General features: G+C 37.3%; 27 protein-coding genes. 21 read left to right on the top strand and 6 right to left on the bottom strand.

The features are described 5' to 3' along the window. Position 1: 1 nt before the first annotated feature. Complete coding sequence (gene sufB, locus BN2425_RS16485; RefSeq protein ID WP_042461763.1) at positions 2-1,399, top strand: Fe-S cluster assembly protein SufB; 1,398 nt, start codon at positions 2-4, stop codon at positions 1,397-1,399. Between the two features lie 90 nt (positions 1,400-1,489). Here the strand turns inward: sufB and BN2425_RS16480 are convergent, their stop codons facing one another. Both BN2425_RS16480 and BN2425_RS16475 read right to left on the bottom strand, forming a co-directional pair. After that, positions 1,490-2,653, bottom strand: coding sequence for a tyrosine-type recombinase/integrase (locus BN2425_RS16480; RefSeq protein WP_042461761.1), 1,164 nt, complete (start codon positions 2,651-2,653; stop codon positions 1,490-1,492). A gap of 16 nt (positions 2,654-2,669) precedes the next feature. Next, positions 2,670-3,074 carry a helix-turn-helix domain-containing protein gene (locus BN2425_RS16475; protein WP_052352914.1) on the bottom strand — a complete coding sequence of 135 codons (405 nt, stop codon included), beginning with the start codon at positions 3,072-3,074 and terminating at the stop codon, positions 2,670-2,672. Positions 3,075-3,236: 162 nt separating this feature from the next. On the opposite strand from BN2425_RS16475, the gene BN2425_RS16470 reads away from it, so the two are divergent. The 6 genes from BN2425_RS16470 (at position 3,237) to BN2425_RS23360 (ending at position 7,738) form a co-directional block, all read left to right on the top strand. Further along, a complete protein-coding gene (locus BN2425_RS16470) occupies positions 3,237-3,527 on the top strand; it encodes a helix-turn-helix domain-containing protein (protein WP_042461759.1) in 291 nt (96 codons plus the stop codon). Between the two features lie 370 nt (positions 3,528-3,897). Further along, positions 3,898-5,718 (top strand): DUF5906 domain-containing protein, encoded by a 1,821-nt coding sequence (locus tag BN2425_RS16465; RefSeq protein WP_042461757.1) that lies wholly within the window; start codon positions 3,898-3,900, stop codon positions 5,716-5,718. A gap of 709 nt (positions 5,719-6,427) precedes the next feature. Further along, on the top strand, positions 6,428-6,616 hold the full coding sequence (locus tag BN2425_RS16460) for a hypothetical protein (protein WP_042461754.1): 189 nt from the start codon (positions 6,428-6,430) through the stop codon (positions 6,614-6,616). Further along, positions 6,603-7,139 (top strand): hypothetical protein, encoded by a 537-nt coding sequence (locus BN2425_RS16455; RefSeq protein ID WP_042461752.1) that lies wholly within the window; start codon positions 6,603-6,605, stop codon positions 7,137-7,139. Before BN2425_RS16460 ends, BN2425_RS16455 begins: the two co-directional genes overlap by 14 nt. Positions 7,140-7,247: 108 nt before the next feature. Continuing rightward, the gene (locus BN2425_RS16450) at positions 7,248-7,598 is read left to right on the top strand and encodes a P27 family phage terminase small subunit (protein ID WP_042461750.1); all 351 of its coding nucleotides are present in this window, start codon (positions 7,248-7,250) and stop codon (positions 7,596-7,598) included. A 14-nt stretch (positions 7,599-7,612) separates the two neighbouring features. Then, positions 7,613-7,738 carry a hypothetical protein gene (locus tag BN2425_RS23360; protein ID WP_264757813.1) on the top strand — a complete coding sequence of 42 codons (126 nt, stop codon included), beginning with the start codon at positions 7,613-7,615 and terminating at the stop codon, positions 7,736-7,738. A gap of 312 nt (positions 7,739-8,050) precedes the next feature. On the opposite strand, the gene BN2425_RS16445 is transcribed toward BN2425_RS23360, so the two are convergent. Continuing rightward, complete coding sequence (locus tag BN2425_RS16445; protein WP_195891960.1) at positions 8,051-9,439, bottom strand: MrcB family domain-containing protein; 1,389 nt, start codon at positions 9,437-9,439, stop codon at positions 8,051-8,053. A 209-nt stretch (positions 9,440-9,648) separates the two neighbouring features. Between BN2425_RS16445 and BN2425_RS16435 the strand changes: the two genes are divergently transcribed. The 5 genes from BN2425_RS16435 to BN2425_RS16415 all read left to right on the top strand — a co-directional run bounded on the left by BN2425_RS16435 (position 9,649) and on the right by BN2425_RS16415 (position 14,480). Next, a complete protein-coding gene (locus tag BN2425_RS16435) occupies positions 9,649-10,269 on the top strand; it encodes an MrcB family domain-containing protein (protein ID WP_042461748.1) in 621 nt (206 codons plus the stop codon). A gap of 168 nt (positions 10,270-10,437) precedes the next feature. Further along, a complete protein-coding gene (locus BN2425_RS16430) occupies positions 10,438-10,776 on the top strand; it encodes a nucleotide pyrophosphohydrolase (protein WP_042461746.1) in 339 nt (112 codons plus the stop codon). Between the two features lie 3 nt (positions 10,777-10,779). After that, a complete protein-coding gene (locus tag BN2425_RS16425; protein WP_042461744.1) occupies positions 10,780-12,540 on the top strand; it encodes a DUF2075 domain-containing protein in 1,761 nt (586 codons plus the stop codon). 115 nt (positions 12,541-12,655) lie between these two features. Then, the gene (locus BN2425_RS16420) at positions 12,656-12,994 is read left to right on the top strand and encodes a YolD-like family protein (RefSeq protein ID WP_042461742.1); all 339 of its coding nucleotides are present in this window, start codon (positions 12,656-12,658) and stop codon (positions 12,992-12,994) included. Between the two features lie 82 nt (positions 12,995-13,076). Beyond that, entirely contained in the window at positions 13,077-14,480 is a 1,404-nt protein-coding gene (locus BN2425_RS16415; RefSeq protein ID WP_052352912.1) for a PDDEXK family nuclease, read from the top strand. A gap of 97 nt (positions 14,481-14,577) precedes the next feature. Here the strand turns inward: BN2425_RS16415 and BN2425_RS16410 are convergent, their stop codons facing one another. Continuing rightward, positions 14,578-14,874: a hypothetical protein gene (locus tag BN2425_RS16410; RefSeq protein ID WP_042461740.1), complete on the bottom strand. Its 297-nt coding sequence runs from the start codon at positions 14,872-14,874 to the stop codon at positions 14,578-14,580. Between the two features lie 148 nt (positions 14,875-15,022). Between BN2425_RS16410 and BN2425_RS16405 the strand changes: the two genes are divergently transcribed. The 3 genes from BN2425_RS16405 (at position 15,023) to BN2425_RS16395 (ending at position 16,864) form a co-directional block, all read left to right on the top strand. Continuing rightward, entirely contained in the window at positions 15,023-15,994 is a 972-nt protein-coding gene (locus BN2425_RS16405; protein WP_042461738.1) for an HNH endonuclease domain-containing protein, read from the top strand. A gap of 13 nt (positions 15,995-16,007) precedes the next feature. Then, positions 16,008-16,325, top strand: a complete 318-nt coding sequence (locus BN2425_RS16400; RefSeq protein WP_074433076.1) for a nucleoside triphosphate pyrophosphohydrolase — start codon at positions 16,008-16,010, stop codon at positions 16,323-16,325. Positions 16,326-16,612: 287 nt separating this feature from the next. Beyond that, a complete protein-coding gene (locus BN2425_RS16395) occupies positions 16,613-16,864 on the top strand; it encodes a hypothetical protein (protein ID WP_042461735.1) in 252 nt (83 codons plus the stop codon). Here the strand turns inward: BN2425_RS16395 and BN2425_RS16390 are convergent. Beyond that, positions 16,861-17,904, bottom strand: coding sequence for a hypothetical protein (locus BN2425_RS16390; RefSeq protein ID WP_042461733.1), 1,044 nt, complete (start codon positions 17,902-17,904; stop codon positions 16,861-16,863). The two genes, BN2425_RS16395 and BN2425_RS16390, sit on opposite strands and share 4 nt — an antisense overlap. Positions 17,905-18,511: 607 nt before the next feature. Between BN2425_RS16390 and BN2425_RS16385 the strand changes: the two genes are divergently transcribed. From BN2425_RS16385 to yunB, 5 genes are all read left to right on the top strand, one after another. Beyond that, on the top strand, positions 18,512-19,363 hold the full coding sequence (locus BN2425_RS16385; protein WP_042461731.1) for a DUF72 domain-containing protein: 852 nt from the start codon (positions 18,512-18,514) through the stop codon (positions 19,361-19,363). Positions 19,364-19,406: 43 nt separating this feature from the next. Beyond that, on the top strand, positions 19,407-20,231 hold the full coding sequence (locus BN2425_RS16380; RefSeq protein ID WP_042461729.1) for a sulfite exporter TauE/SafE family protein: 825 nt from the start codon (positions 19,407-19,409) through the stop codon (positions 20,229-20,231). A gap of 6 nt (positions 20,232-20,237) precedes the next feature. Next, complete coding sequence (locus BN2425_RS16375) at positions 20,238-21,587, top strand: bifunctional metallophosphatase/5'-nucleotidase (protein WP_042461727.1); 1,350 nt, start codon at positions 20,238-20,240, stop codon at positions 21,585-21,587. A gap of 66 nt (positions 21,588-21,653) precedes the next feature. Continuing rightward, positions 21,654-21,956 carry a YunC family protein gene (locus tag BN2425_RS16370; protein WP_042461725.1) on the top strand — a complete coding sequence of 101 codons (303 nt, stop codon included), beginning with the start codon at positions 21,654-21,656 and terminating at the stop codon, positions 21,954-21,956. 121 nt (positions 21,957-22,077) lie between these two features. Beyond that, positions 22,078-22,869: a sporulation protein YunB gene (yunB, locus tag BN2425_RS16365; RefSeq protein WP_042461722.1), complete on the top strand. Its 792-nt coding sequence runs from the start codon at positions 22,078-22,080 to the stop codon at positions 22,867-22,869. Positions 22,870-23,159: 290 nt separating this feature from the next. Here yunB and BN2425_RS16360 read toward each other — a convergent pair whose 3' ends face one another. Continuing rightward, on the bottom strand, positions 23,160-24,098 hold the full coding sequence (locus BN2425_RS16360) for a M23 family metallopeptidase (RefSeq protein WP_319922083.1): 939 nt from the start codon (positions 24,096-24,098) through the stop codon (positions 23,160-23,162). 290 nt (positions 24,099-24,388) lie between these two features. Here BN2425_RS16360 and lipA point away from each other — a divergent pair, with 290 nt between their 5' ends. Next, positions 24,389-25,306 (top strand): lipoyl synthase, encoded by a 918-nt coding sequence (gene lipA, locus BN2425_RS16355; protein ID WP_042461718.1) that lies wholly within the window; start codon positions 24,389-24,391, stop codon positions 25,304-25,306. Positions 25,307-25,362 lie beyond the last annotated feature (56 nt).

The following is a 25,362-nucleotide window of genomic DNA, read 5'->3' as shown; positions in this document are numbered from 1 at the left end:
GATGGCGAAAAAAATGCCGGAAATCGGGGATTATAAATATGGTTTTCACGATAAAGACGTTTCCATATTCCGTTCAAAACGCGGTTTAACACGTGAGATTGTCGAAGAAATTTCCAAAATGAAGGGCGAGCCTCAATGGATGCTGGACTTTCGTTTGAAGTCATTAGAGATTTTCTACAGCAAGCCAATGCCACAATGGGGCGGAGATTTGAATTCGTTAAATTTTGACGAAATTACGTACTATGTTAAACCATCTGAAAAGTCAGAGAAATCATGGGACGAAGTGCCGGAAGAAATTAAAGCAACTTTTGATAAACTTGGGATTCCTGAAGCAGAACAAAAGTATCTTGCCGGGGTATCCGCACAGTATGAATCTGAGGTTGTTTACCATAACATGAAGGAAGACCTTGAAGAAATGGGAATTGTCTTTAAGGATACCGATTCCGCTCTAAGAGAAAACGAAGACATCTTCCGTGAGCACTGGGCGAAGGTAATTCCGCCGACTGATAACAAATTTGCTGCCTTAAATTCTGCTGTATGGTCTGGTGGATCTTTCATTTATGTGCCACCGGGCATTAAGGTTGATACACCATTGCAAGCCTATTTCCGGATTAACTCAGAAAACATGGGTCAATTCGAAAGAACATTGATCATCGTGGATGAAGGCGCAAGTGTCCATTATGTAGAGGGTTGTACAGCGCCTGTTTATACAACCAATTCCCTGCATAGTGCGGTAGTTGAAATCATTATCAAAAAAGGTGCCTATTGCCGTTATACAACCATCCAGAACTGGGCCAACAACGTGTACAACTTGGTTACCAAGCGTGCAGTTTGTGAAGAAAATGCCACGATGGAATGGATTGACGGTAATATCGGTTCTAAGTTAACGATGAAGTATCCTGCTGTTATTCTAAAAGGTGAAGGCGCTCGCGGTTTAACATTATCGATTGCGATTGCAGGCAAAGGACAGGTACAGGACACTGGTTCCAAAATGATTCATTTGGCACCTAATACTTCTTCTACAATTGTTTCGAAGTCGATTTCCAAGCATGGCGGGAAAACAACTTACCGCGGTTTGGTATCATTTGGTCGTAAAGCTGATGGTGCTCGTGCCAATATTGAGTGCGACACCTTGATTATGGATAACTTATCAACTTCTGACACAATTCCATACAATGAAGTTTTAAACAATAACATTTCGCTTGAGCATGAAGCGAAGGTTTCAAAGGTATCAGAAGAGCAATTGTTCTATTTAATGAGCCGCGGAGTTTCTGAACAGGAAGCTACTGAAATGATCGTAATGGGCTTCATCGAGCCATTCACTAAAGAGCTCCCAATGGAATATGCTGTTGAGATGAACCGCTTGATTAAGTTTGAGATGGAAGGTTCTATTGGTTAACAAAGAAAAAACCCTTGTAAATCAAGGGTTTTTCTTATGATTGGCACGTGCCAAATTTCGGTTCGTGCCAACTTTTTGCCAAGTTCATATTTATCTTAATGTGTAAGAAGCGAATTTTGCAAGTTCATCTTTTTCGATTTTTTCCGTGATATGCGAATAAGTTTCACTTGTTGTTTTGGTATTTTTATGACCTAATCGTTTTGATACATATAACAGGCTTACACCTGATTCAAGCATCAAAACAGCGTGTGTGTGTCTGAAAGCATGTAAGCCCCTATATTCGACCCCTGAAGCCTTATGATACTTTTGAATCGTTTCACGGATAACAGATGGTGTGAGATAATGCCCATTATAATTTTGAAAGATAATTCCATCACTGTTTTTGCGGAATCTTGGATTTCCAAGAATCAATTCATTTTGCTTTGCCTTGAATTTTTTTAGTTCACGAATAACTTCTTCATCAATGCTTATTTTTCTATATGACGTATCATTTTTTAACGTTGTAAGAATTACATTGTTATTATCATCACGGCTTGTTTGCTTCTTTATATCAATCAGATTTTCTTCAATATCATCCCATCTTAATGCAAGGGCTTCAGATATCCTTAAACCTGTTTTATATAAGAACAAAATCAACATATAATACAACCTATATTCATGAAATCTTTGATGCTTGTATGTCCTTAAAAAGTCCAATAATCGGTTCATTTCATCAAGGCTAAAATATTTAACCTTTTCATCTTCTTTTTTCAAAGCAACATTATCCTGTACTTCAATCTTCAGCCTATCCGCTGGATTCTTTTCAAGCACTTCAAGTTCTTGCACAGCATAGAACAAAATACTTTTAATAACTGATAGATATTTGCGCCTTGAACCAATTGAATATTTTTGCTTTCCATTTTCATCAAGTTCATTAAATTTGGCAAGCCAATCTTTCACGTGGCTTCTATTCACTTTTGCAATTTTCATATGTCCGAATGGGGGCATTACATGATTTCTTATAATCACTTCAAGCTGCCTAAAGGTTGAATCCTTTGTTGATTGCCTTTTCCATTTCAACCATTGTTCCACAACATATTCAAAAGGCATATTTCTATCAGTTAAAGTTTGATTATAATATTTTCTTTCTTCAGCTTTTGCTGCTGCAATTTCAGCTTCCTTTTTAGTTTTGAAGGTCCCAAGGCTTACTAATTTTCCATCCTTGTGAACACGTGCCTGATATTTTCCGCTTGATAATTTTCTTATATTAGCCATCTTTTCTTTTCCCCTTTTAATCCCTTAAAAAAATCTCTATAAGGCTTTTTATTTTTGCTCTTTCTTCCTTTGTCAAAAGCCTTTCCTGAAAAAATATTGGATGATTGGATTCCAGTAAATAATCAAGGGAGAACGGCTCCTGTTCTTGATCTGCTAGTGACCATTCTATATCTTCTTTTTCGTTTTCTATTTTAATAAAATCAATTGGATCAATATATCCTGCTTGTACTAGTAAATCAATAGAAGGAATATTAAGTCCCGCAGCAATCTTTTCAAGCGTATCTACTTTTGGGATTCCTCGTTTTCCATTTTCCACTTGAGATAAATAGGAGTGTGCAACCCCTGATAACTCACTAAGTTTTCTAATGGTAAGTTTTTTTTCATTTCTTAATTGCCGTAATTTTTCCCCAAACTTGTTCAAATCTCATTCCCCCTCTTTCTTTTTAAACACTTTATATTATTTTAATCCTAATGGTTGCAAAAGTAAATCTTTTTTAATGTAATTTGCAAAAGTAAAACATGAAGTGATATGATATACGTGTGGTTGCAAAAGGTAAACATAAGATGAAAGGATTGTTCGCTAATGTTAAACATATCGGTCAATGATGATGAATTAAAAAAATTATATTTGGAAGAAGTACGTAAACGTGTGGATGAAATTGAGGAACAAAAGTTGCTTATAGATGTCAATGAGCTTTGTAGTATGCTTTCGTTAAGCAGACCAACGGTAGAAAAATTGTTTATATCCAATCCGAATTTTCCTTCTTTACGAGTGGGTAAGAAGTGGTTATTTCCTCGTAAAGAAGTAGAGGAATATATCAAACGTTGGTCAATTGATGTTAGAAAGAAAGGTGGTGTTGTAGAGTGCAAATAAGAAAAGAATAACCTCAGCATGGAAGCACAAACCATGGGATAGGTATTTATGAGAACGCTCATTCGATCGATTTCACTTTCAGATTTTTAGTTAATATTAAGGATTATAGGGTTTGACAAAAAGCAAGGAGACCCATAGCGTATAGCTATGAGCCTTCTTTGTAGTTGCATGCCAATGTGATTAATCAACCTTCCTTTTTGTCATAGCCTATTTATAACCTTTTGCCAAGGTTGAAATTATAATCAAAAAAGAAGTTCATTAATCATTATGCCACCTATAGACAAGTTTAAGCATAATAATGTCACTCTTTTGTTTTTGTAATTTCATTTCCTTGGTGGGATGGGAATCATAAATAAAGGAGTTTTTATTTTTGGTAAAAAAAACAGAAAAGAAAGCAATGCTTACAAAAACAGATGATTTAATAGCGGTGGATGTGTCAGACAAATTTGCCGAATATGTACGTGATTACTTGGATATTGATACAGAAATATGGTGGACAGATAGCGGTAGTGCTCTAATGTGGTTCAAAAAACCTGTTTTTTATAAGCATGAACCGAAAGGGATTTGTGCTTTAGGTTTTGAAGTCGAATGGAAAATAATTAAATATGCTGACTATGAAATGACAGAAAAAAGTGAATGGGTTGATAATGAGGGTATCTTAAAAGAACTGCCAGAATGTTTAACCCATATTAAAGATGCAAAGGATTGTTATAACTTTGCAGATGATTCAGATTATCAGGAAATGGATCAAGAAGAAATCAATTCTAGTGAAATAAATCAAAAAAAGGCGATGTTATTCGCTCATAAATTTAAAATTAGGCATTTAAAAAGTTATGAGAAAATGATGAGATTTATAAACGAAAATGCAGATGGGAAAATATTCGCGGCTATATTAACACAAAAGGAATTAGACATAATCATTCAAGATGACAAAATCAAGGCTGAAAAAAATAACGAATATCAGGTAGCTAGGCTTTTGATTGATAAATTAAAAATTGTAAAATTTCAAGGCTGCCTATATGTTTACATTCAAAATCATTATCGTACAGGTGATGTTGTCAAACTCGCCATCGCAAAAGAACTTGAAGGGCAAAAGACTCGGTATGTTAACGAAGTAATCAGACAGATTGAATTTTGTGCGCCATCAGTTAAAGCACCATCAGAAGGATGGGTTATAAAATTTAAAAATGGGTGTTTGTATGATGGACAATGGCTGGATAGGGATTATACAGATTTTACGCCTTATTACATCGATATTCCGTATTACCCGAATGTTGCACCTGTATCAATCGTGGATGATTTCCTCATGACGTTTACTGAAAATGATGAGAGTTACATTAAATTCATTCTGGAAACCATTGCGCACGGTTTGATTACCGATCTTAATGTAAAGCGCCATGAAGATTTCCAGCGAGCAACATTTTTCAAAGGCGACGGCAAAAATGGGAAAGGTGTTTTAATGAATGTCATAAGATGTTTGTTAGGGGCTGAAAATGTTTCATCCATTTCATTGGAACGTATCACGGATGAAAAGTATTTGTTTAGTATGCGAGGGAAACTTGCTAATTGCAGTGATGACCTTAAAAACAAACCGATTAACGAAAACCAAATGAAAACCCTTAAGAATTTGGCGGCGTATGACGACATGGAATTGCGAAAGTTGTATGAAGTGGCTATAAATGAACCCATTTCTGCATCTCAGATTTTTACAACGAACCATATATTGAAATCTAATGAAAAAGGTGAAGCTTGGAAACGAAGGGCTGTTTGGTGTCCTGCTCTTGCAAAGCCAAAGGTTAAAGACCCAGACATTCAAAAAAAATTAACATCGCCAGAAGCTTTGGAATATTGGCTGAAGCTTGTGATCGATGCTTATAAACGGTTATACAAAAATCGGAAGTTCACGGAATGTAAAAAGGTTAGGGATTATACGGAATCTTATCATGAAGAAAATAATACGGCCCTTGCTTGGGTTCGTTCTAAAGGTAAAGAGTATTTTATCAATAAACGTTCTCCTCAAGTTTATAATGACGATAACGGGAATGATTATCTAACATGGCATAAAGAGAATGTTGGCGGAACTCCCCTAACCAATAAGCAATTAAAAGAAACTATATTAGAAGTTCACAGCTTAGTTTTCAAGAATACATCAGTCAAAGGAAAATCAGACTGGTTATTCAGAGAAAAGTAAGTTATTAAACCGCAAAAACCACAATTTCTTACTAAATTATGGTCGATGTGGTTTTTTTGTGTTCAGCCCAATTCCTACTCTCTCAAGAGGTTGAAAGAAAAAACCACAAAACCACAATTTTTTTTCAAAAAAAGTTAAATAAAATTATTTAAAGAATTAATTTTAAAATTTTTATATATTTAATATTGGTACCCTTTTTTATTTTAAAATAAATAAAGATTATCTTGTTGATAAAAAAATATAAAAAAATAACTTTAGGAAAAAATTGTGGTTTTGTGGTTATTTGATATGAAAACCTTGGGGCTGTAAGGTTGAAACCAACCATACAAAAACCATATTCGAACAATAAATGTATGGTTTTTGTGGTCGTTCTTTGGAATAAAGATTAGAATGATTAAACAAAATGGGGCGGATTATAGAATTCTTTTGAGTATAAGGTCTCGAATTTTTTATAATAGCGGCAGATCATTTTTATAAACAGTATCGGCTTAAACTTGTTTAGAGCAGGTGATGTGGTACTGGAAAGCGGTCTGTGTTGAAGGGTAATTGATTTCATAGAAATATGGGTTGATTGGTTAAGAAGATACTTCGACGCTATGAACCCCTAAAAGGTCTAATGGTTCATTTTGTTGTAAACAAAAGTATATAGTATGCGTAAATATTAACTGAATTACACATAATAAAATAAATAAAAAATTAAAGAAGTGCGGTGAAATTAGTGAAAAAGGATGCCGAGATTCAAGCGCTGATTGATGAAGGACGGAAAGCGTATTATCGCAAATATCGGCAGAAACCAGAAAACAAGGCAAAAGCTCGACAATACCAGGATAACTTTTTTCTCAGAGTGGGTTTAGAACAATTAAATGCTAAAGGAGACAGACTAAATGAGAGTAATTGATTTGAATGTTTCAGAGCCACGGGCAACTCAATATATGATTCCGCCAGAAGAAAACCTACTTCCAATATTTTTGGGAAATGCCGATGTGCAAGCTTTAGGTAGATTAAGAAGCCGCTGGAATCTGGATAATCATGAGGAAACGATTAAACGAGCAATAGAAGAGAGGCACAGCCTTGAAGGATTGACATTGACTAAGACAGGCAGACATGTTAACCAAGGCACGATATGGCTGGAAAAAGATTTACGGAAGACAGTAATAAAAGAAGCTGCTGAAGAAGGGCTGGATATAGGTGATTATGTTCGAGGAATCCTTTATAGCCTTGATCAAAAGTTAATGCTTGAAGCTATCGCAGATCGTGAAAGGCAAACTAAAATCAAGCATGATAATCGAGTTCTTTCTTTTTCGGTTCCAGTGCAGAAAGAAATTCGAGAAAAGCTTTATAAAAGGTATGGAAAGCTTAATGATCGTGATTTAATGGCAGCACTCCAACAGGATGCTATGGAATGGCTACGACTGATTTAAAATAAATCCCCCCTAGGTCTAAGATTAAATTAAGCTCATGGGAAGATCGGCGCCAAGGGAGGCTTTTCTAAATACGCGGTACATTTGAAAAAAGTTGGAGGTGACATTATGTGCAAGATTGAAAACCAGACCAAAGTAAATATGCAGCGACTGGGAATCTACAGACCAGAATTTGACCAGTCCATTCAAATTTATTCTGGCTTAATCGAGCAATATAATGACCTCTTAAGAGAACTGAAAAAGTCGAAATTTAAAGTGGTTGAACCCACAACAAGGAACAATGACAGCATGAAAAAAAGTCCTCTCATTGGTGTCTTAGAAACCTTACGAAAAGATATTTTGACTTATTCAAATTGCTTGGGGTTAACTCCTGTTGGGTTTAAAAAGATCACTGATGATATGAAGAATGAAAATAAGAAATTAAGCAAATTGGAAGAGGCACTAATTAATCTTCATTGAAGGAGGTGTACAAAATGGTGGCGTACCAAGTTCATCGTTCAGCTGAATATCATGACTATCGGGAATCACGGTTAAAGGTATTTGAAAAAAAGAAAGGCATCTTGCAAAAGCGGCTGCAAAGATTAAAAGCCCAGACTTAAAAGCTGACGTTTTATTTTCAAGTGCTTTTTGATTTTAATTGCAAAAAAATCCTCCAATCTTTTAGCAGCTACAGTAGATGTAGCTGCTCTTTTTAGTTCTACCTGTTTATGTATAACTTTTGCATACGATATAAGTCCTAGTGAAAATAAAAAAGACTGGGAATTTACCCAGCCTCGGGGTTTGATTTACGCATACCTTACGCAACCGAATACAACCATCTGGTAAGGCGACGATATGGGATAACGGGGTTAATTCTGGTATCATCGGCCGTGTTCATTATGTCGATCCTATTTCGCATGCGTTCCGATTTATTAATTATCCATTTGGTAAAGCTTTTTCAATTCAGGTAATGGTAGATAGATTTTTTTATTGGACAAGCCGTTAACCATTTTGTCGTAGAGTGCTTCTATACATTGTTCTTTCTCGTGGTCTGCCCCATGATGTAGTAAGCGGTGACATGTAGGGCATAAGCTCGCGATATTTTCCAAACAGTCGAGCTCATATTCGAAATTACCTTGTGTAGACATATGAATGAGATGGTGCGCTTCGACGTAAGGTTTGCCACTAGATTTATTTGTAAATGTGGTATGGTTTTCGTCGAGTGCACATTTATAGTGTGCCTTCTTTAATGCAGCGGCAGCAACTTTAACACGGCGTGTATATTTTGGTTTTCCACCTTTTTGAATAACTGGTTGTCGAGCTTTTTTTGCATCATTCTCTTGATTCATATCCGCTTCTTCGTCTAAATTTGTTAGCTCTTTTTGCACATTTAGGTTGAAGTCTTCATCCTCATCTACGTCAAAAAATAGTCCGTCTTCAAGTAATAGTAGAGATTCCGTGAATTCATCAACAGATCGTTTCCCACGCAGCAAATTAATTTCGTTGTACGATTGTAGTAATGTATAGAAATCTTCTTTAAATTGTGTGATGCTCGGCAATTCATTAAAATAATATTTTTTTGCAAATATGTTTCCTGCTTCGTATCCCTTCGCTAAAATACCATGCGCTTGTAAATCGATTGGTCCAGTGATCCATTCGTTTTCATTAAGTAATAATTCTCCTTTTAAGTTTTGTGCAGCAACCTGGATTTTTTTTCGTGCAACCTTTGTGCCGTATTTTTCATGGAAGAATGTCCAACCCTGATTCAAGCTCATGTAGACACTTTGCCCATCCGTACTGAATAAAAAAACGATGTAATAACCTTTCGTTGCGCTTTTCGTGATGTCCTTTAAGAACACGCAAAGCCATGGTACCTCCGCAAATTGGCCTTTTCCGATACTACCTGTAATCTTATAGTCGTTTTCATCTAAAAAGAATGCTTTGGTAATGAGCACTGGCAGTTCGTCTACGACCATTTCTTTTAGTGGATTTCCTTTGAAGGGTTCTTCGCGTAACTTTGGAAAGCGCTGCATAATTTTATTTATTTGATTAAGTGTTTTTTCCACGTACTGATCATTTGTGTACATCGGTAAAGATGTTTTGTTTGAATCTTCCATTTCTTGAAGTGATGGAGAAATATTAAACAGGTGCATCAAACGTAGAAGAGTTTCAGCATCTACTTGGCGTAACCCATTTTCAATTTTTGATAATGTAGTCAAGCTGATTTTTAATCGCTCAGCCATTTCAGATGAAGTAAGTTGATTGTTTAATCGAGTTTTTTTGAATAATTCATTTAATGATTGTGTATTTATCTGTGTCAAAACCATCATACCCTCTCGTTTTTGTTATTCTAATTATATTCGAATTTTCCATTTTGGAAAAGTGTTTTTTTTGTGTAATTTAAAAAAAACCTAAAAATACAGCATTTTATTAATTGACATTGTAATTTTTGGAAGATTATAATGAAAATAACTCACGGATATTTTAAAATATTCTTATGGGTTTATAACAAAGGTGGGGGGATATAGTTATGTTACAAGTATTATTTGAACAGGTATTGGCGGACAAAGCACATGGGATCAATAATCGACTATTATTAAAAGGGGATATTCCAAAACGATTAAATTATTTGTTAGCTGGTAATTCTCCACGAACATTACACATCTATGGCTCGTCAGGGCAAACATTTGAGTCAGATGTGCCTTGGGACGCAATTTGTTTTAAACAATATACGACGACAACAAGATTTCACTTATTTTGCGTATTTTTACTGGCCAAGGATGGGTCTGGCATGTATTTATCTTTAAATCAGGGAGTTGATTATTTAAAGGGACTGAATTCAGTTAAGAAAGTACCTTCATCTCGTCGTCAAAAGCACAGCCGATATTTAGAAAGTTGCTCTTGTGAATTGCTGGGAAAATTAGGGGACACTACTGGGTATATTACTGGGCCAATTGATTTGCGAATTAATAAGCCAACCTCTACAGGCTGGTTTTATCAATATTCCAATATTGCTGCGAAATATTATCAAGCAGGAGCAATTCCGACTGAAGCACATCTATTACAAGATGTCTTGGACTTACTTGATAAATATGATGAACTCATTACCTCTGTACCGAATTATCCAAGTTTTGTTTACGCGTTATTATAATAAGTTTGACTAATCGAATTTTTGCCACAGGCTGAGTGGGCGAACGGTTTAGCTGACGGGGTCAAGCCCCACGGGCAGATACGTTCTCCCCTGGCTACTGTTATAATAAAACCATATAAAAAATGGTCAACCAGAAATATTTTCTGGAAGGTATGAAAGGAATTTAATATGAGTGAATCAATGAAGCGGATTAATCAATTTAGAGATGAGCGCAACTGGCGGCAATTTCATAATGAAAAAGATTTGGCCATTTCCATCTCTCTAGAAGCAAATGAATTATTGGAATTATTTCAATGGAAAACACCAGAGGAATCCAAGGAAAATACTGAGCGACTAAAAGAAGAACTGGCAGATGTGCTGATTTACTCTTATATGATGGCCGATAATTTAGGATTTGATATTGATGAGATCATCACTGAAAAATTGATTAAAAATGCCCGAAAATATCCAGTTCCCAAAAGCTTTGGTCAAAAAAAGAAATATAATGAATTGGATGAGGTGGATTAAGCAGTGGCTAAGTACAACTGTATAACATTGAAAGTGAAAAATGGAGAATTGGAAGGTTTCTATAAACTTCGCCATCCTGAACAAAATATTCTTAGAAATGGCAATGTCGTTTATATCTACAAAGGAACGAAGTCGAAAAAGATTTACATTGGTCAAACGAAACACTTTACTGAGAGGAATAAGCAGCACTACAATGGTCAAGAGGAAAAATTTAATATAGCAGACTTCGACCAAGTAATTATTCTTATTTCATCCTATTTCAACGGTTCAGCCTTAGATGATGTCGAAAGCAAGCTGATAACCTACTTTATGGCCGACAATCCAAAATCTAAAAAGCAGCTGGTTCAATATGATAATGATGAGATAATTAATCGGACCAATGGAAACAGCGTCAATGACTACCGAGAACGAGAAAAGGTTGCATCAGAAGTCATTTTGCCTTTTTGGGAAAAAGAGCTATACCCTAATGGATGGGTAAGCACACCGACTTTAGAGGAGTTGCGCAATGGAGCGCTGGTCAAATATAGCCCAATCAAAGAATTAACAATCCAGCAAATGGACTTTCTTAAGGAGATTGAATCGAATCCTGATAAAAGCTTTGTGATTAATGGCGATGCAGGGACTGGCAAAACCGTATTGATGACTCATTTGGTAGCTAAGCTGTTGAAAGAAAAACCTAATAAGCGAATAGCAGTGGTTTTGCAGCCTAATTGGATTAAAACGGCAAATGATATCTTTAGAGTATATGGAATGAACAACAGTAACCTGACACTTGCTACCTCGACACAGCTGATTAATGCCGATGAAAATTATGATGTTGTAATTGTTGACGAATCTCATAAGCTTTCTAGAAAATTTTCCAAGCAAATGGCATCTTTCAACAAAGTGTATAAGGGAAGATTTGCCCAGGATGAGAACCACTTGGAGGCTTTAAAAAAATTAGGCCGTCAAATCGTGTTAATGTATGACGTATTGCAAGCTATTCGCCCTGCTAATATGACACGTGCGCAATTCAATGAAGCAACCAAAGACTTTGAAAAGTTATACTTAACAACGCAATTTAGAATCCAAGCTCCAGCAGGAAAGAGCTATACCTCAGAAGATTTTGTAAATGGCATAAAATATCTTTTGTATAAGGATACAGGTCTATTAGAACAAACAAATTTTAACTCGAAATTTGACAGAGCTGTGTTCCAAGATAGTGATGCTGATGCTTATTTTGGATATTTTGAAACAGAACCTTTAAAGAATTTAATTGACTGGGTAGAAGAAGACAGAAATTTCAATCCTGAACATATAAACCGCGTGCTAGGTGGATTAGTTGAACCTTGGAAGCAGGCTGATGGCAAAGACCCGTCAATCACTCATTGGCGTGAAGGAAATATCAAACGAAGATGGAATTCCACTCAAGAAAATTGGATTAATTCAGAGGATGCCGATGCTGAGGAGCAGATTGGCTCCGTCTTTGCAGTTCAGGGAATCGATTTGAATAAAGTCGGCGTTTTAGTCGGCAATGATCTTCAAGTCGACGCACAGGGCCGATTATTCGGCAATCCAGAGAATTTTCATAATGTAAACGGCAAGTTCTCCAAAGACGATGAAAGCCCAGAAAATGCACAAGAGTTTACCTTGTTTGTGTTGAATATTTACTATGTTCTGATGACTAGAGGAATTGACGGGATTCGGTTGGGATTCTGGAAAAATGATGCATTTAAAAAGTATATGAAGGAAATATTGGGGATACCTAGTTTAACCCCCAAATAGGAAAAACTTCAAGGAGAAACTATTTTGTCAAAGACCGCTGTAAATGTGGTCTTTAAATTTATTCACATACAGAACGTTAGTTCGTATATAATGGTATCAAAGGAGATGATTCATTATGACAATACGTGACCGTGGTAAAATGAAATGGCAGACTGCTTCTTTTATACCGCTAGCATTCGAAATGACCAGTAAAATGTTCAAGGATCAGGCTCGAACTGTTAAGCCGTTATTAGACGAAAATCAGACTGAGGAGTTTGACCTGCGGATAGCATACGCAACAGAATACAATCAAGCGGTAAAGCTTACCGTATGGCATAAGGGATTTACTCACGACATTTCTGGTCGTGTCCATTACGTTGATCCGATAACTCATGAACTTCGGATAGAGGTGAAGCCTTGCGAATTTGAACGGGTGGCATTCGATAGTATAGTCGGAGTAAAGGTTTTGAATTAAGCGACATCATGCATTGGTCAGCCTTATATGGGTTGGTATTTTTTTATTAAACTGCACTAAATAACATAGGAGGTGAATCGGAATGGAACAGCAACAACAAGAAAACAACACATACAGAGGGATTAAATTAGCTGATAGTGTTAAGTTGTATAAGAAGGATGGTAGTTATGTGTATAAGGTTAAACGTGGTTTGGATGAGTTTGCAGAATTGTTAGAACAAAATGGTCACGAATTATTAAGTAATTACATTAATTCTCAAACTAAAGTTCTTGTTGACTTCAAGTGTGGACATGATCCTCACTGGTTAAAACCTAATCATTATATGCGAGGGATTGGTTGTCCAAAATGTAGAGGAGAGCACTTATCAGAGAAGTTTACATCCAGAGGTAGAGAAGTTTTCAAACTATTAGTTAAATCCAATGAGCATGAATTACTTAGTGAGTATACTAACAGTAAAAATAAAGTGCTGATTGACTTTAAATGTGGACATGATCCACATTGGATTAAACCACCTGAATATAAAGATGGTCATGGTTGTATGGCGTGTGGAAGGAAAAGGACTAATCAAAGTGCTAAATTGAAAAGTGATAATTCTAAAATTGAATTAGAATACCTACTCAAAGAAAATGGTCATGAATGGGTTGGTGGTGATTATGTAAGTGGTCATACAAAAATTCTAATTGACTTTAAATGTGGACATAAACCAAATTGGATTTCACCTAGTGGTTATAAAAATGGTAACAGGTGTCGCAGGTGTCTAGGAACATCTTCAGAACAATCAAAAGAGGATCTAATTGAGGTTGTCAAAGAGAGAGGTCATGTTTTGTTAAGTGAATACACCAGTGCAAAAGGTAAAGTCTTAATTGACTTTAATTGCGGACATGAACCTTATTGGATAGGGCAAGGAAATTATAAAAGGGGCTTTGGGTGCCCAAGGTGTAGCGGTAAGAGTCTAGAACAGGCAAAGGAAAAATTAATTGAATTGGTAAATAAGAAGGGTCATACACTATTAAGTGAATATATAACTTCTGGAACTAAAGTCCTTATTGATTTCAAATGTGGGCACGAAGCACATTGGATTACCCCAAGAGATTATAAGTCGGGATATGGCTGCCCAATATGCACTGAATCAAAAGGTGAAAGGATCATTCGGGAATATCTTGAGAAAAAAGGTATCAAATTTATACAAGAATACAAGTTTCCCGACTCCAGAAGACGCTATGACTTTATGCTTCCTTTTGAAAATACAATTGTAGAAGTGCATGGCAAGCAACATTACACCCATGAAAGCTTTTTTAGTGGAGATAAAAATAAACATGGTAGACGCACACTGAAGCAAGAACAAGAGAATGACCGAATTAAACAAGAATATGCTGAGTCATTAGGATATAATTACATTATAGTTGATTACAGAGAGCATGACCCAGAATTAGCATTAGGAAGATTTGTAGAGGCTTTTAATAAAGTAAAATCAGAATCAGAATAAAAACAGTCACCTAAGATGGGTGACGTTTTTATTTGACCATTTTAATAATAAGAGTCGGTTTAAATGGAGATTAGAGTTGATTTGATTATTTTTACGATCAGTAAAGTCTCTCTTTTTTAGGTTTCAATCGTGCGAGGTAGCCAGACCTTAACATTCTGTGAAGCTCGTCACTTGCCTTTCCTTTTAAAACGGATTTTGCATAAGTTTGGTCAAGAGCCAATCCTTTGGCATTTGCCCTCTTAACAACTTCTGTAATGCTGTTCGTGTAGGCATATTCCTTGATAATCCATTTTTCCAAGGTATCTGCTTGATATTCTTCTACCAAAGTTATGTATTGTTGCAGCCTTCTTATTTCTGCTTCCGCTCTTGGAACAGTAATTAGTTTTGTTGCCATAAATTCACCTCCTATTAGTGAAATTTCGACTAGTTTCTATTTAATCCTTTCGACAAATTTATGAACAAATTTGCTCTATATAAATGTTAATATAAATGGAAATATTTGATATAATTATTTGACTAGAATAACGGGGAATGGTTTAACAATGGACATTTACATTAAACAGTGGAATGACCTTATTTTGAATTGCAGCTTTGATAATACATATAAAATGGCGTGGTCAAAGGCATTAGTTGAATTAATAGTTAATACTAACGAACCTATTGAAGATATTGTTGTATTTGATTTTAACGATATTGCAAAACTTTGTTTAAAGTATTATTGGAATCAAACAATTTACTTTGATTTAATACAAAGTCCAAACTTAAAGAAACCACCTGGAATTATTACTTATTCTAAAGATTTAATAACGCTATTCTTTAATAAAAAGCAGTCTGTACAGCCAATAAGGTTTGAAAAGATAGACTTTAAAACAATCGGATTAGCCCGTGAATATGAATTCACGCTAAAAAACATTGTTAGAACACTTAAACAAGATGTTTGTTGGCGTTTTAAAAATCTTAACCGTGAAACATACGAAATATATGAATTGGACCGTAATGAGGGCAAGGTATTTTTTAATAAAACCAATGCGTTAGCTCTTAAAGAGTACAGTGATTTTTTATTCACCGTAATCAATTACCGTTGGACACAAATGTTAGAGGGTTTTAATTATAGTCCACGGATTTCTAGAAAAGTAAGGGCAATAGATGAAAATAACATTAGACGGACTTCATTAAAGAAGTTTCATCAATACCTTGATTTAATGTCTGAGGGCTGCAAAAGAGAGTGTTTTTATTGCGGTGAAAACATAGCTGATAACGAGGTTTCGGTTGACCATGTTATACCGTGGTCCTACATGTTTTCGGATGATTTATGGAACTTGGTCTACTGCCATAAAGGGGAAAACTCCGAAAAGTCCAACCGTTTGCCTTCAGAAGAAGATATAAATCGTTTGGAAGAGCGAAATAAACAGCTGTTAGACCGTATGAAAAATAACACGAAGGACTATGATCAATTACAAATTGCCATAGAAAAGGATTACGTTAAAAGGTTTTGGATTTCATTTAAGGGATAGGGGCGTTATGTTAGTGGGTGAAAAAATTTATAACAAATTAGTACGGGATAAAATTCCGCAAATCGTTAAACAGGATAACAAAGTACCGTTTACACACGTTGCTACCGAACAAGAGGTTAAGCCGTTGTTGCTACAAAAATTAATAGAAGAATTGGAGGAGTTTAAGGCTACTCCTAACGAAGAAGAGTTAGCGGATATATTAGAAGTAATTGAAGGTATAGCATCTGCATTTAACTTTGAATTGGATAAAGTATTAAAGATAAAGGCTAAGAAAAAGGAGGAACGAGGGGGATTTAATGATCGTATTGTTTTAGAATATGTTATTGATTAATTTTGGCGGAGTAATGTAAGATTCCCGATAATAGTAAGTAGCAGTAAAAGTTTAATATTTAAATAAGAATATTCTTGAATTTTTTAAATAAAAATTGGTGTTAAAAAAATGGGACTCAATGTGGTACTGGCTGTCTCCACAGTCATCGTAATGAGGTGGGATATACAAACGCCTATTTTTCCATAATATTGCTTTTGTATTTAATTGGGTATAATATTAGAATATACTACAGCAAATTTTGTTCTTTTTTTAAATAGGAATCATAACATGAGAAAGGAGAGAGGCGTATGGAAAGGGAGGTTTTAAAAATCAACCCGCATGCAAGAAAGGTCCTACATGTTCTTTCTTTAATAGGCACTTTTATGATGGTTTTTGGTTTTCTTTACCTCGTTCAAAAATACACCATCGGTCTCCTTTTTAGATTAAATAAAGTGACATTATACGGATTTCCAATCCATATGATAATTTACACTTGTACTTCGCTTATATTTATGAAGAAATTCATTAAGCTTTCTTCACCATATAAAGATGATGACTAATCTTCCTGCTTATCCTTAGGAAGATTTTCTGTTTCTTCTGGTAATTTAATTTTAAGATTATTAATGGTTTTCTTGTTTTCTTCTTCAAGTTCTTTTAATTTTTGTTGATTGTTTTCTTTTTTATGCTTTAGAAGTTTTTCAATTAGCCCTTCAGAGGAAGCCTCTATATCTGTTTTTTCCTTAGTAAAAGTGGCCTTAATTTTACCTCCAACTACGTAAGTTAAAACAACACCAATCCCAATTACCGCCCAAGGCGCAATGTTTGAAGCGAACTCCATTATTCCAGGCGACTGTACCCTCAATTTAATGTCTATAACTCTTTTATCAAAAGATTCTTCAGGATTATCTGGATTTTCAATAAAAGGTACTATTTCTAAAATGTTGTTTATGCTATCAATTAAATCTATGGCTGCAATCTCTTCTTCCTTTTTTACCTGTAAAACGAGATGTGCTCGTCCATCTTTCAAGTAGAAGGAATGAAGTGTTCTATCGATGGCATCAGCATATTCCCCTGCATTACTAATTGTTAAATGAGTTTGCATCATCCGATATAGGTAAGGATCAAGCTCTTCTCTAGCAATGGTTTTTTCCCATTTGATTTTTCTCCTTTTTTGAAATGGACATGCCCCTTCCTCAATATCACTTTCTTTCACTTTTTGAACAAAAGGATGGGATTCAATTACACCAAACGAAATGTGAGTTGAATTTGTACTTGGTATCATGACAACGTCACCTGGCTTCATTTCGTACAAAAAACGACTTATCTGGCTGTAGATTAATCCAGGCTTTTTATTTTCAGGATATATAACTTCCATTTCCTTTACAATAATTGATTTTTCGGTTGTCCTGATTTTTTCCAAATCATTAAATTCATCCCAACCGATAGCAATAAAATTATCAAAATAAAATTGCTGGTAGTAATCCCCTGCTTGTGTTCTAACTAACCAGTAGTTTCTCTTCTCATTAATTTTAACAATTGGAATTTCGTAATCTTCAATTAACTCCATTAGTTTCTCCTGTTGCCAGTCTTGACCTACCATGTAGATTCCTCCCTTAATTACTTCATTATAATTTTACAATAAATTACTAAAAAATACAGGAAAATATAAAATTATCCACAAATGGAAGGAACTTTAAAGATTATGTAATAAACAAAAGGAACTGGGAGCAATGTAAATGTTTAATTAATGTTTGGACTGAAGATTTGTGAGTATATGAAAAGAACCACAGATTGTAGTCTGAGGGTTCTCTTTTTTCCATCTTGGCAAAGCGCCGATATAGCATTTTGAAACCCTGAAAAGACTTATTTTTGCGGCTTCAGTCCTTCCCGATTTTGTGCCAACTCCGTGCCAAGTCCGTGCCAAGTCCGTGCCAAGTTTAGTTTATTACGGGTTTTAGGTTATTTGAAGAAGTTCCTTTATATCAAGGGTTTGAAGGCTTTTTTTGGATTTGATTTCATGACGTTTTTACAACAATTAATCAAGTTCGAGATGGAAGGTTCCATCGGTTAACACTATGAAAAAAGACCCGCTTGCTAATGATGGCAGGCGGGTTTTTCTATGATAATGGATTAAATACGATCGATTATATACCAAGTTACCGATAGTAAAAAGGTTATGCTATTATTAATGAATGGAGGTGAGCCGGATGATTTACATTGGTTTAACAGGCTGGGGAGATCATGAAAGTTTATATCCAGGCAAGATCGCCTCGAGGGATAAACTAAAGGAATACGCCGGCCATTTTCCGATTGTCGAGGTGGATACGTCATTTTATGCAATCCAACCTAAGCGCAACGCATTGAAATGGGTTAACGATACTCCCCCCAGCTTCCAATTTATCGTCAAAGCCTATCAAGGAATGACTGGCCACATGCGCGGAGAACTCCCCTTCGGTACCAAACGTGAAATGTTCCAAGCATTCAAAGACTCATTGGAACCATACATAATAAAAGATAAACTCGCTATGGTCCTGTTCCAATTTCCACCCTGGTTTGAATGCAAACGAGAGAACGTGGACTATTTACGCTGGTGCAAACACGAAATGGAAGATATCCCTTGTGCGCTTGAGTTCCGGCACCAATCATGGTATGCTCCACCCTATCGTCAGAATACCCTAGAGTTTATGGAAACAGAAAAGTGGATTCATAGTATTTGTGATGAACCCCAGTCAGGTGAGGGCTCTATACCAGCAGTTTTGCATACCACCCATCGGGATCAAACTCTTGTCAGATTCCATGGACGTAACGTGCATGGCTGGCAAAGACAGAAACGGAGTAGAGAGGATTGGCGGGATGTTCGTTATTTGTACAAGTATAATCAGCAAGAACTAATGGAATGGGTAAACCATATTCATCATTTAGAACAACAATCTGCCAACATTTATTTGTTGTTTAATAACAACTCTGGCGGGGATGCAGCCGGCAATGCCAAACAAATGATAGACCTTTTGCAAATTCAATATCATGGATTAGCCCCAAGGCAGCTCGATTTATTTTAAACATGTAAAAAGATTTTATTAAACCAGAAGGTGAAGACATCAAATGGAATGGGTTTTATTAGTATTAATAGGGATCGCCGGCAGTTCTGTCGGTTCGCTGATTGGCATGGGGGGAGGAATTATTGTTGTTCCGGCTTTACTCTATTTATCTACCCTTACAACATCGTTTAGCCATCTTACGCCCCAGATTGTCGTCGGGACATCATTGTTTACCATGATTTTTACTGGACTGTCCTCGACCATGGCCTATATGAAGCATAAGACAGTCGATTACAAGAGCGGTTTGATTTTCCTTATCGGCAGCGGGCCAGGTAGTATTCTTGGAGCATGGGTGACCGAAAAGCTCGACTTGGACTCATTTAGTATCTATTTTGGAACTTTTATTTTGTTTGTATCTTTTGTTTTAATCATTAAAGATAAGTTTCGGCCGCTTCCTTACAAAAAGGATAGGGGAATTACTCGGACGTTTACTGATAACAGTGGCAAAACCTTTGAATACGGCTTTAACCCTGCTCTAGGCATCATTATAGCCCTTGTAGTGGGATTTTTATCAGGTATATTCGGAATTGGCGGCGGTTCTTTAATGGTACCGACCATGATTTTATTTTTCTTCTTCCCACCGCATGTCGCTACTGCCACTTCGATGTTTATGATCTTGCCAACTTCCATTCTTAGTTCAATTACACATATTGCATTAGGAAATGTGAACTGGCTTTATGCCCTGGCATTGGTGCCAGGAGCGTGGATTGGAGCTAAGGTGGGTGTGTTCTTAAATACCCGGTTAAAAAGTAAAACCATCGTTTTGCTCATTAGAACCATACTAATTATCGTCGGAATTCGGTTAATATATCAAGGAGTGACAGGGTAGGTCGAAATGGAAACGATACATATTTATCACACAAATGATCTTCATAGCCATTTGGAGAACTGGCCGCGAATTCAACAGTTTCTAAAACAAAGCAAAATCAGGCATCAGCAAAATGGAGATGAAGTGCTTATATTTGATATTGGCGACTTCATTGACCGATGGCATCCTTATACGGAGGCCACCATGGGTAAGGCAAGTATTCACCTTCTCAATGACAGCCAATATGATGCGGTTACGATTGGCAACAATGAAGGAGTGAATTTGCCTCATGATGATTTGCATCATCTATACGATGAAGCAGAATTTGAAGTTCTTACTGCCAATTTTTATTTAGAAAATGGAGAATATCCATCATGGATTAAGCCTTATACCGTTATTCAAACAAAGCAGGGTACCCGCATCGGTGTCTTGGGGTTGACCGCCCCTTTTCCTCAGCTTTACCAACTGCTGGGCTGGAAGGTGACAGACCCCCTATTAGAGCTTAAAAAATTGCTTAACACTCTAAAAAAACAAGCAGACATGATTGTTTTATTATCTCATCTTGGCATTCGCGAGGACGAAAGGATTGCGGAACTCTATCCGGAAGTTGACGTTCTGCTTGGCGCACATACCCATCATGTGTTTGAAAATGGGAAAATCGTCAATCACACATTTATGGGGGCGGCCGGTAAATATGGATATTATGTTGGTGAAATAACGTTAAAGCTAGATGAAGAGAGAAAAATCATTAAAAGAGAAGCAATTGCCCATGACATTCAAGAGCTTCCATCAGTACAGGATGAAATAGAGCAGGCGGAGAGCTATTTTGAAAGAGGCAAAATGTTGCTGAGTCAAAATATCACGTTTTTACAACAGCCTTTAAAAGCAGATCCTTTCAAAGAAACAGAACTGTCAAAGCTTCTGTGTCAGGCACTTAAAGAGTGGTGCAAAACCGACTGTGCGATGATCAATGCTGGCCTTTTGTTAGGCCCACTAGCAGGTGCTGTAACAGATTTCGATTTGTTGACTATTTGTCCCCATCCCATTAACCCGTGCGTAATAGAACTGACGGGCCAGGAGTTGCTGGCCATTCTCCATGAGACGAAGCAGGAAAGCCTGCAGCAAATGCAAATTAAAGGTTTAGGATTTAGAGGCCACGTGATTGGAAAATTTATCTATGCAGGTTTACAGTTCAATAATGAAATTGTAGGTATAGATGGGAAAGAATTGGAGTTATCAGCCATATACACGTTGGCATTGCCGGACATGTTTACTTTTGGACATTTCTTTAAGGATGTGTTAGCTGCTAAACAAAAGCATTATTTTTTACCAGAGTTCCTAAGAGACATTTTAAAATGGAAGCTTCAGCAGCTATAGGTGCCTGCATTACACGCTTTCTTGACTCTTATCATAATGTGGTATAGAGGAAAGGAGTGTAGAAAATTGATTAATCTGTCACCGGTCGAAATAGGCGCTCATACCTTTTTGGCTGTTACGGTTTTACTGCCAAAAACCACATTGCTGGTTGTGACAAGTGATAAGGGATATATTATGTGCGGTGCTTTAGATGTCGGGCTATTAAATGAAAAGTTAAAGGACAGAAATATTATTGCGGGGCGGGCTGTAGGAGTAAAAACAATCGAACAGCTTCTGGATGCTCCCCTGGAGTCGGTTACCGTAGAAGCGGAAAAGCTAGGAATTCATAAAGGCATGATTGGCAGAGAGGCCATGCTAAAAATGATTTAACCATTTTTGGGTGCTATTAACTCTACGTATCCAATGTACAATACAGCGTGATGCTTTTCTCAATAAACAGGGCTAGTTCACTTCTTCCAAGCATACATATAGCTTGAAGGGGTGATTTTTTTTGGCTAAATTTCGTAAACATCGCCGGCCTCGAGGACCACTGCCATTTCGGTATATATTATTGTTAACCTTCGTCTTCTTCCTTCTTACCACTGCAATCGGAGTCTGGCTAGTCAATAAAGGCATCGAACCCACTTTGATGAGATATGCCGAAACTGAAACAAGAAACATTGCTTCATTAGTCATAAATAGAGCAATCACCAAACGGACCACAAATGTCGGGGATAATAATGAGGTCATCAAAATTTCTCCCGGACAAAATGGTACCGGACAAAATGCACAGCTGAACACCGACTTAATTAACAGGGTATTAGCTGAAACAACTGCTCAAATACAAAAGAATCTGAAGTCGGCAAGGCAGGGTAATATTGCATCACTTGAGCAATTGACCGACGTGGAAATTGAAACAGAAGATACAGGAAAGGAAGATGGGATTGTTTGGTATGTTCCGTTAGGTCAAGCCACTAATATTGCGTTATTGGGGAATCTTGGTCCTAAAATCCCGGTAAAATTTAATGCTATTGGTGAAGTCGAGCCGGATGTGCACATTGAATCCGAAAATATAGGAATAAATAATACCTGGATTAAAGTTTCAGTCGAAATTGAGGTCTCTGTACAGATTATTACTCCATTTGCTACGAAAATTACCAAGCTTAAACAAAGTATTCCTGTAGGCAGTGCTCTAATTTATGGAGATGTACCACAGTTTTATAATGGGGGCGGGGGCACATCACCTTCCATTCAAGTTCCCGACAAGAAAACGGATACCAATAAAACAGGTAATGAAAATTAATCCATAAAAATGCTGTTGATTTGCAACTCAACAGCATTTTTTATGGCTCTGTTAAATTAGGCTGTTGATTTTCGCTCCAGTCGCTCCTGAACCCGCGGGCGTGCCGGGGAGCCTTCTCGGCGATGAAAGCACCTGCGGGTCTCCTCAGTCCCTCATACTCCCGCAGGACTTTTTGAAATTCATCCTCGAATTCGCCCACGCATGAATTCGAGGAGTCGAGCGCCTTCCCCTCTATAAAGAGAGTTAATACATGCAACTATCATTTAACAGAGCCTTTTATAAATATATGTTTATTTTTTTCGAAGGCTCGCTCTTTCTAATCGTTTCCATTTGGCCAAGTGTGGGTAAGGATCAAATGACCATTCGGTTAAGCCATTGTCTTTATACATTCCATAATGCAGGTGAGGCGGGAATTTGCCTGAGGTTCCCGGCGGACCATATCCTGTACTTCCAACACCGCCGATCACCATACCTGGTTCGACTATCTGGCCCACATGAAGGCCTTTGGCAAAACCGCTTAAGTGGGCAAAATAGTGATAGGTATTATTGATATCACGAATGCCGATTCTCCAGCCGCCAAATTTGTTCCATCCCTTCATCTCAATAATCCCATAACATGTGGCTCGTACTGGCACACCATATCCGGCAAAGATATCAGTTCCCTCATGAATCCTGCGGCCGCCCCAACCGCGTGCATCACCCCAAGTACTTCGATAGCTGTGATTGCTGCGCAGAGGAACGGGAAAAACATTTTGATCAAGATTCAGCCGGCCAAAATGCCTGTACATTTTTGCCTTTCCAGTAATAATCCCAACGGATTTATCACGATGGTAATAGTTCCATAGACCAATTTTTATATTTTCGTCGTCTACCCCATAGGAAAGAAGGTAATTGGCAAATGCGTATAAAACATCCTCATCATTTTTTAGGCTGGCTTTACCATCCCCGTCCCCATCTACCCCAAATCCATTAAAAAACTGAATAATAGCTGGATTTTCATTTTCGGGATTGGGATTGGTTAAGCCAGCCCATTTTTCAGGCGGAAAATAAATCGCAATGACACTGTCAGGCTTTGGCAAATCCCGGCGGACTTGGCGGATGCTTCTTTCATATTGGTCAACAGCAGCCAAGTAATACCAAGGAATTTGCGTCACAGTTTCCACTTTCTTATATAGTTTCATTCTTTCCAGATAGGGGTCTGCTTCCTGCTGGTTGGCTGACACATCCATGGCCGCCCATTGCAAGGATAGAAGCAGAAACGCTGCAAGTATCATAACAGTCCGCAAGGAAATTCTCCTTTCCAGTTATTGTACGAACTTAGTTTATGAAATCTTGCATAAATCATTATCACTAATAATTGGTAACAGAAGAAGCCAACCTAAGAAAGAATAAATGAAAGTGCAATTATGTGCTTCTGAGCATAGTGAAAGGTCTAATTTGCTTGTGAATTTTAATTGCTTTATGTTAAAGTGACAAAGGATACTTATTATACATAGATACCAAGCAAGGAGGGAACCAAATGAGTAAGGATGAGGAAAGAGTCAGAAAACCAGACTGGTTGAAAATAAAGCTCAATACAAACGAATCGTACACAGGTTTAAAAAAACTCATGCGGGAAAAGAACTTGCACACGGTTTGCGAAGAGGCTCGCTGCCCTAACATTCACGAGTGCTGGGGAACGAGAAGAACAGCCACTTTCATGATTTTGGGGGATGTTTGCACACGTGCTTGCCGCTTTTGTGCCGTAAAAACGGGTCTGCCAACAGAACTAGATTGGAAAGAACCGGAGCGCGTGGCGGACTCTGTTCAAATTATGAATTTAAAACATGTTGTCGTCACTGCTGTTGCCCGCGATGATTTAAAGGACGGTGGCGCTGCTGTATTCGCAGAAACTGTTCGAGCCATTAGACGGAAAAATCCATTTACCTCAATTGAAGTCCTGCCTTCAGACATGGGCGGAAAGGAAGAAAACTTACAGACATTAATGGATGCCAAACCAGATATTCTTAATCACAATATTGAGACGGTACGGCGGTTAACTCCAAGAGTAAGGGCTCGCGCTAAATATGATCGGTCTCTAGAATTTTTGCGGCGGGCAAAAGAAATGCAGCCCAGTATTCCCACTAAGTCGAGTCTGATGGTGGGGCTTGGTGAAACTAAAGAGGAAATTTTAGAGGTAATGGACGATTTACGGGCTAACCATGTAGACATCATGACGATCGGCCAGTACCTGCAGCCGACGAAAAGCCACCTAAAAGTAGTAAAATATTACAGCCCGGATGAATTTAATGAACTTAGGGAGATAGCTCTCAGCAAGGGATTTAGTCATTGTGAAGCTGGTCCGCTGGTGCGCTCAAGCTATCATGCCGATGAACAAGTAAATGCCGCAGCTAAGCACCGGCAGCTGCTTGGCGAACAAAATGCCCAAGAGGCGTAAAAAGAGTTTAGGCCACTGGCCTGAACTCTTTTTTTTCGTGCGCCCAGCATGGGTGC

The sequence above is a fragment of the Neobacillus dielmonensis genome (assembly GCF_000612665.1).
GTDB lineage: Bacteria > Bacillota > Bacilli > Bacillales > Cytobacillaceae > Neobacillus > Neobacillus dielmonensis.
This window is presented reverse-complemented; position numbering and strand designations above follow the sequence as displayed.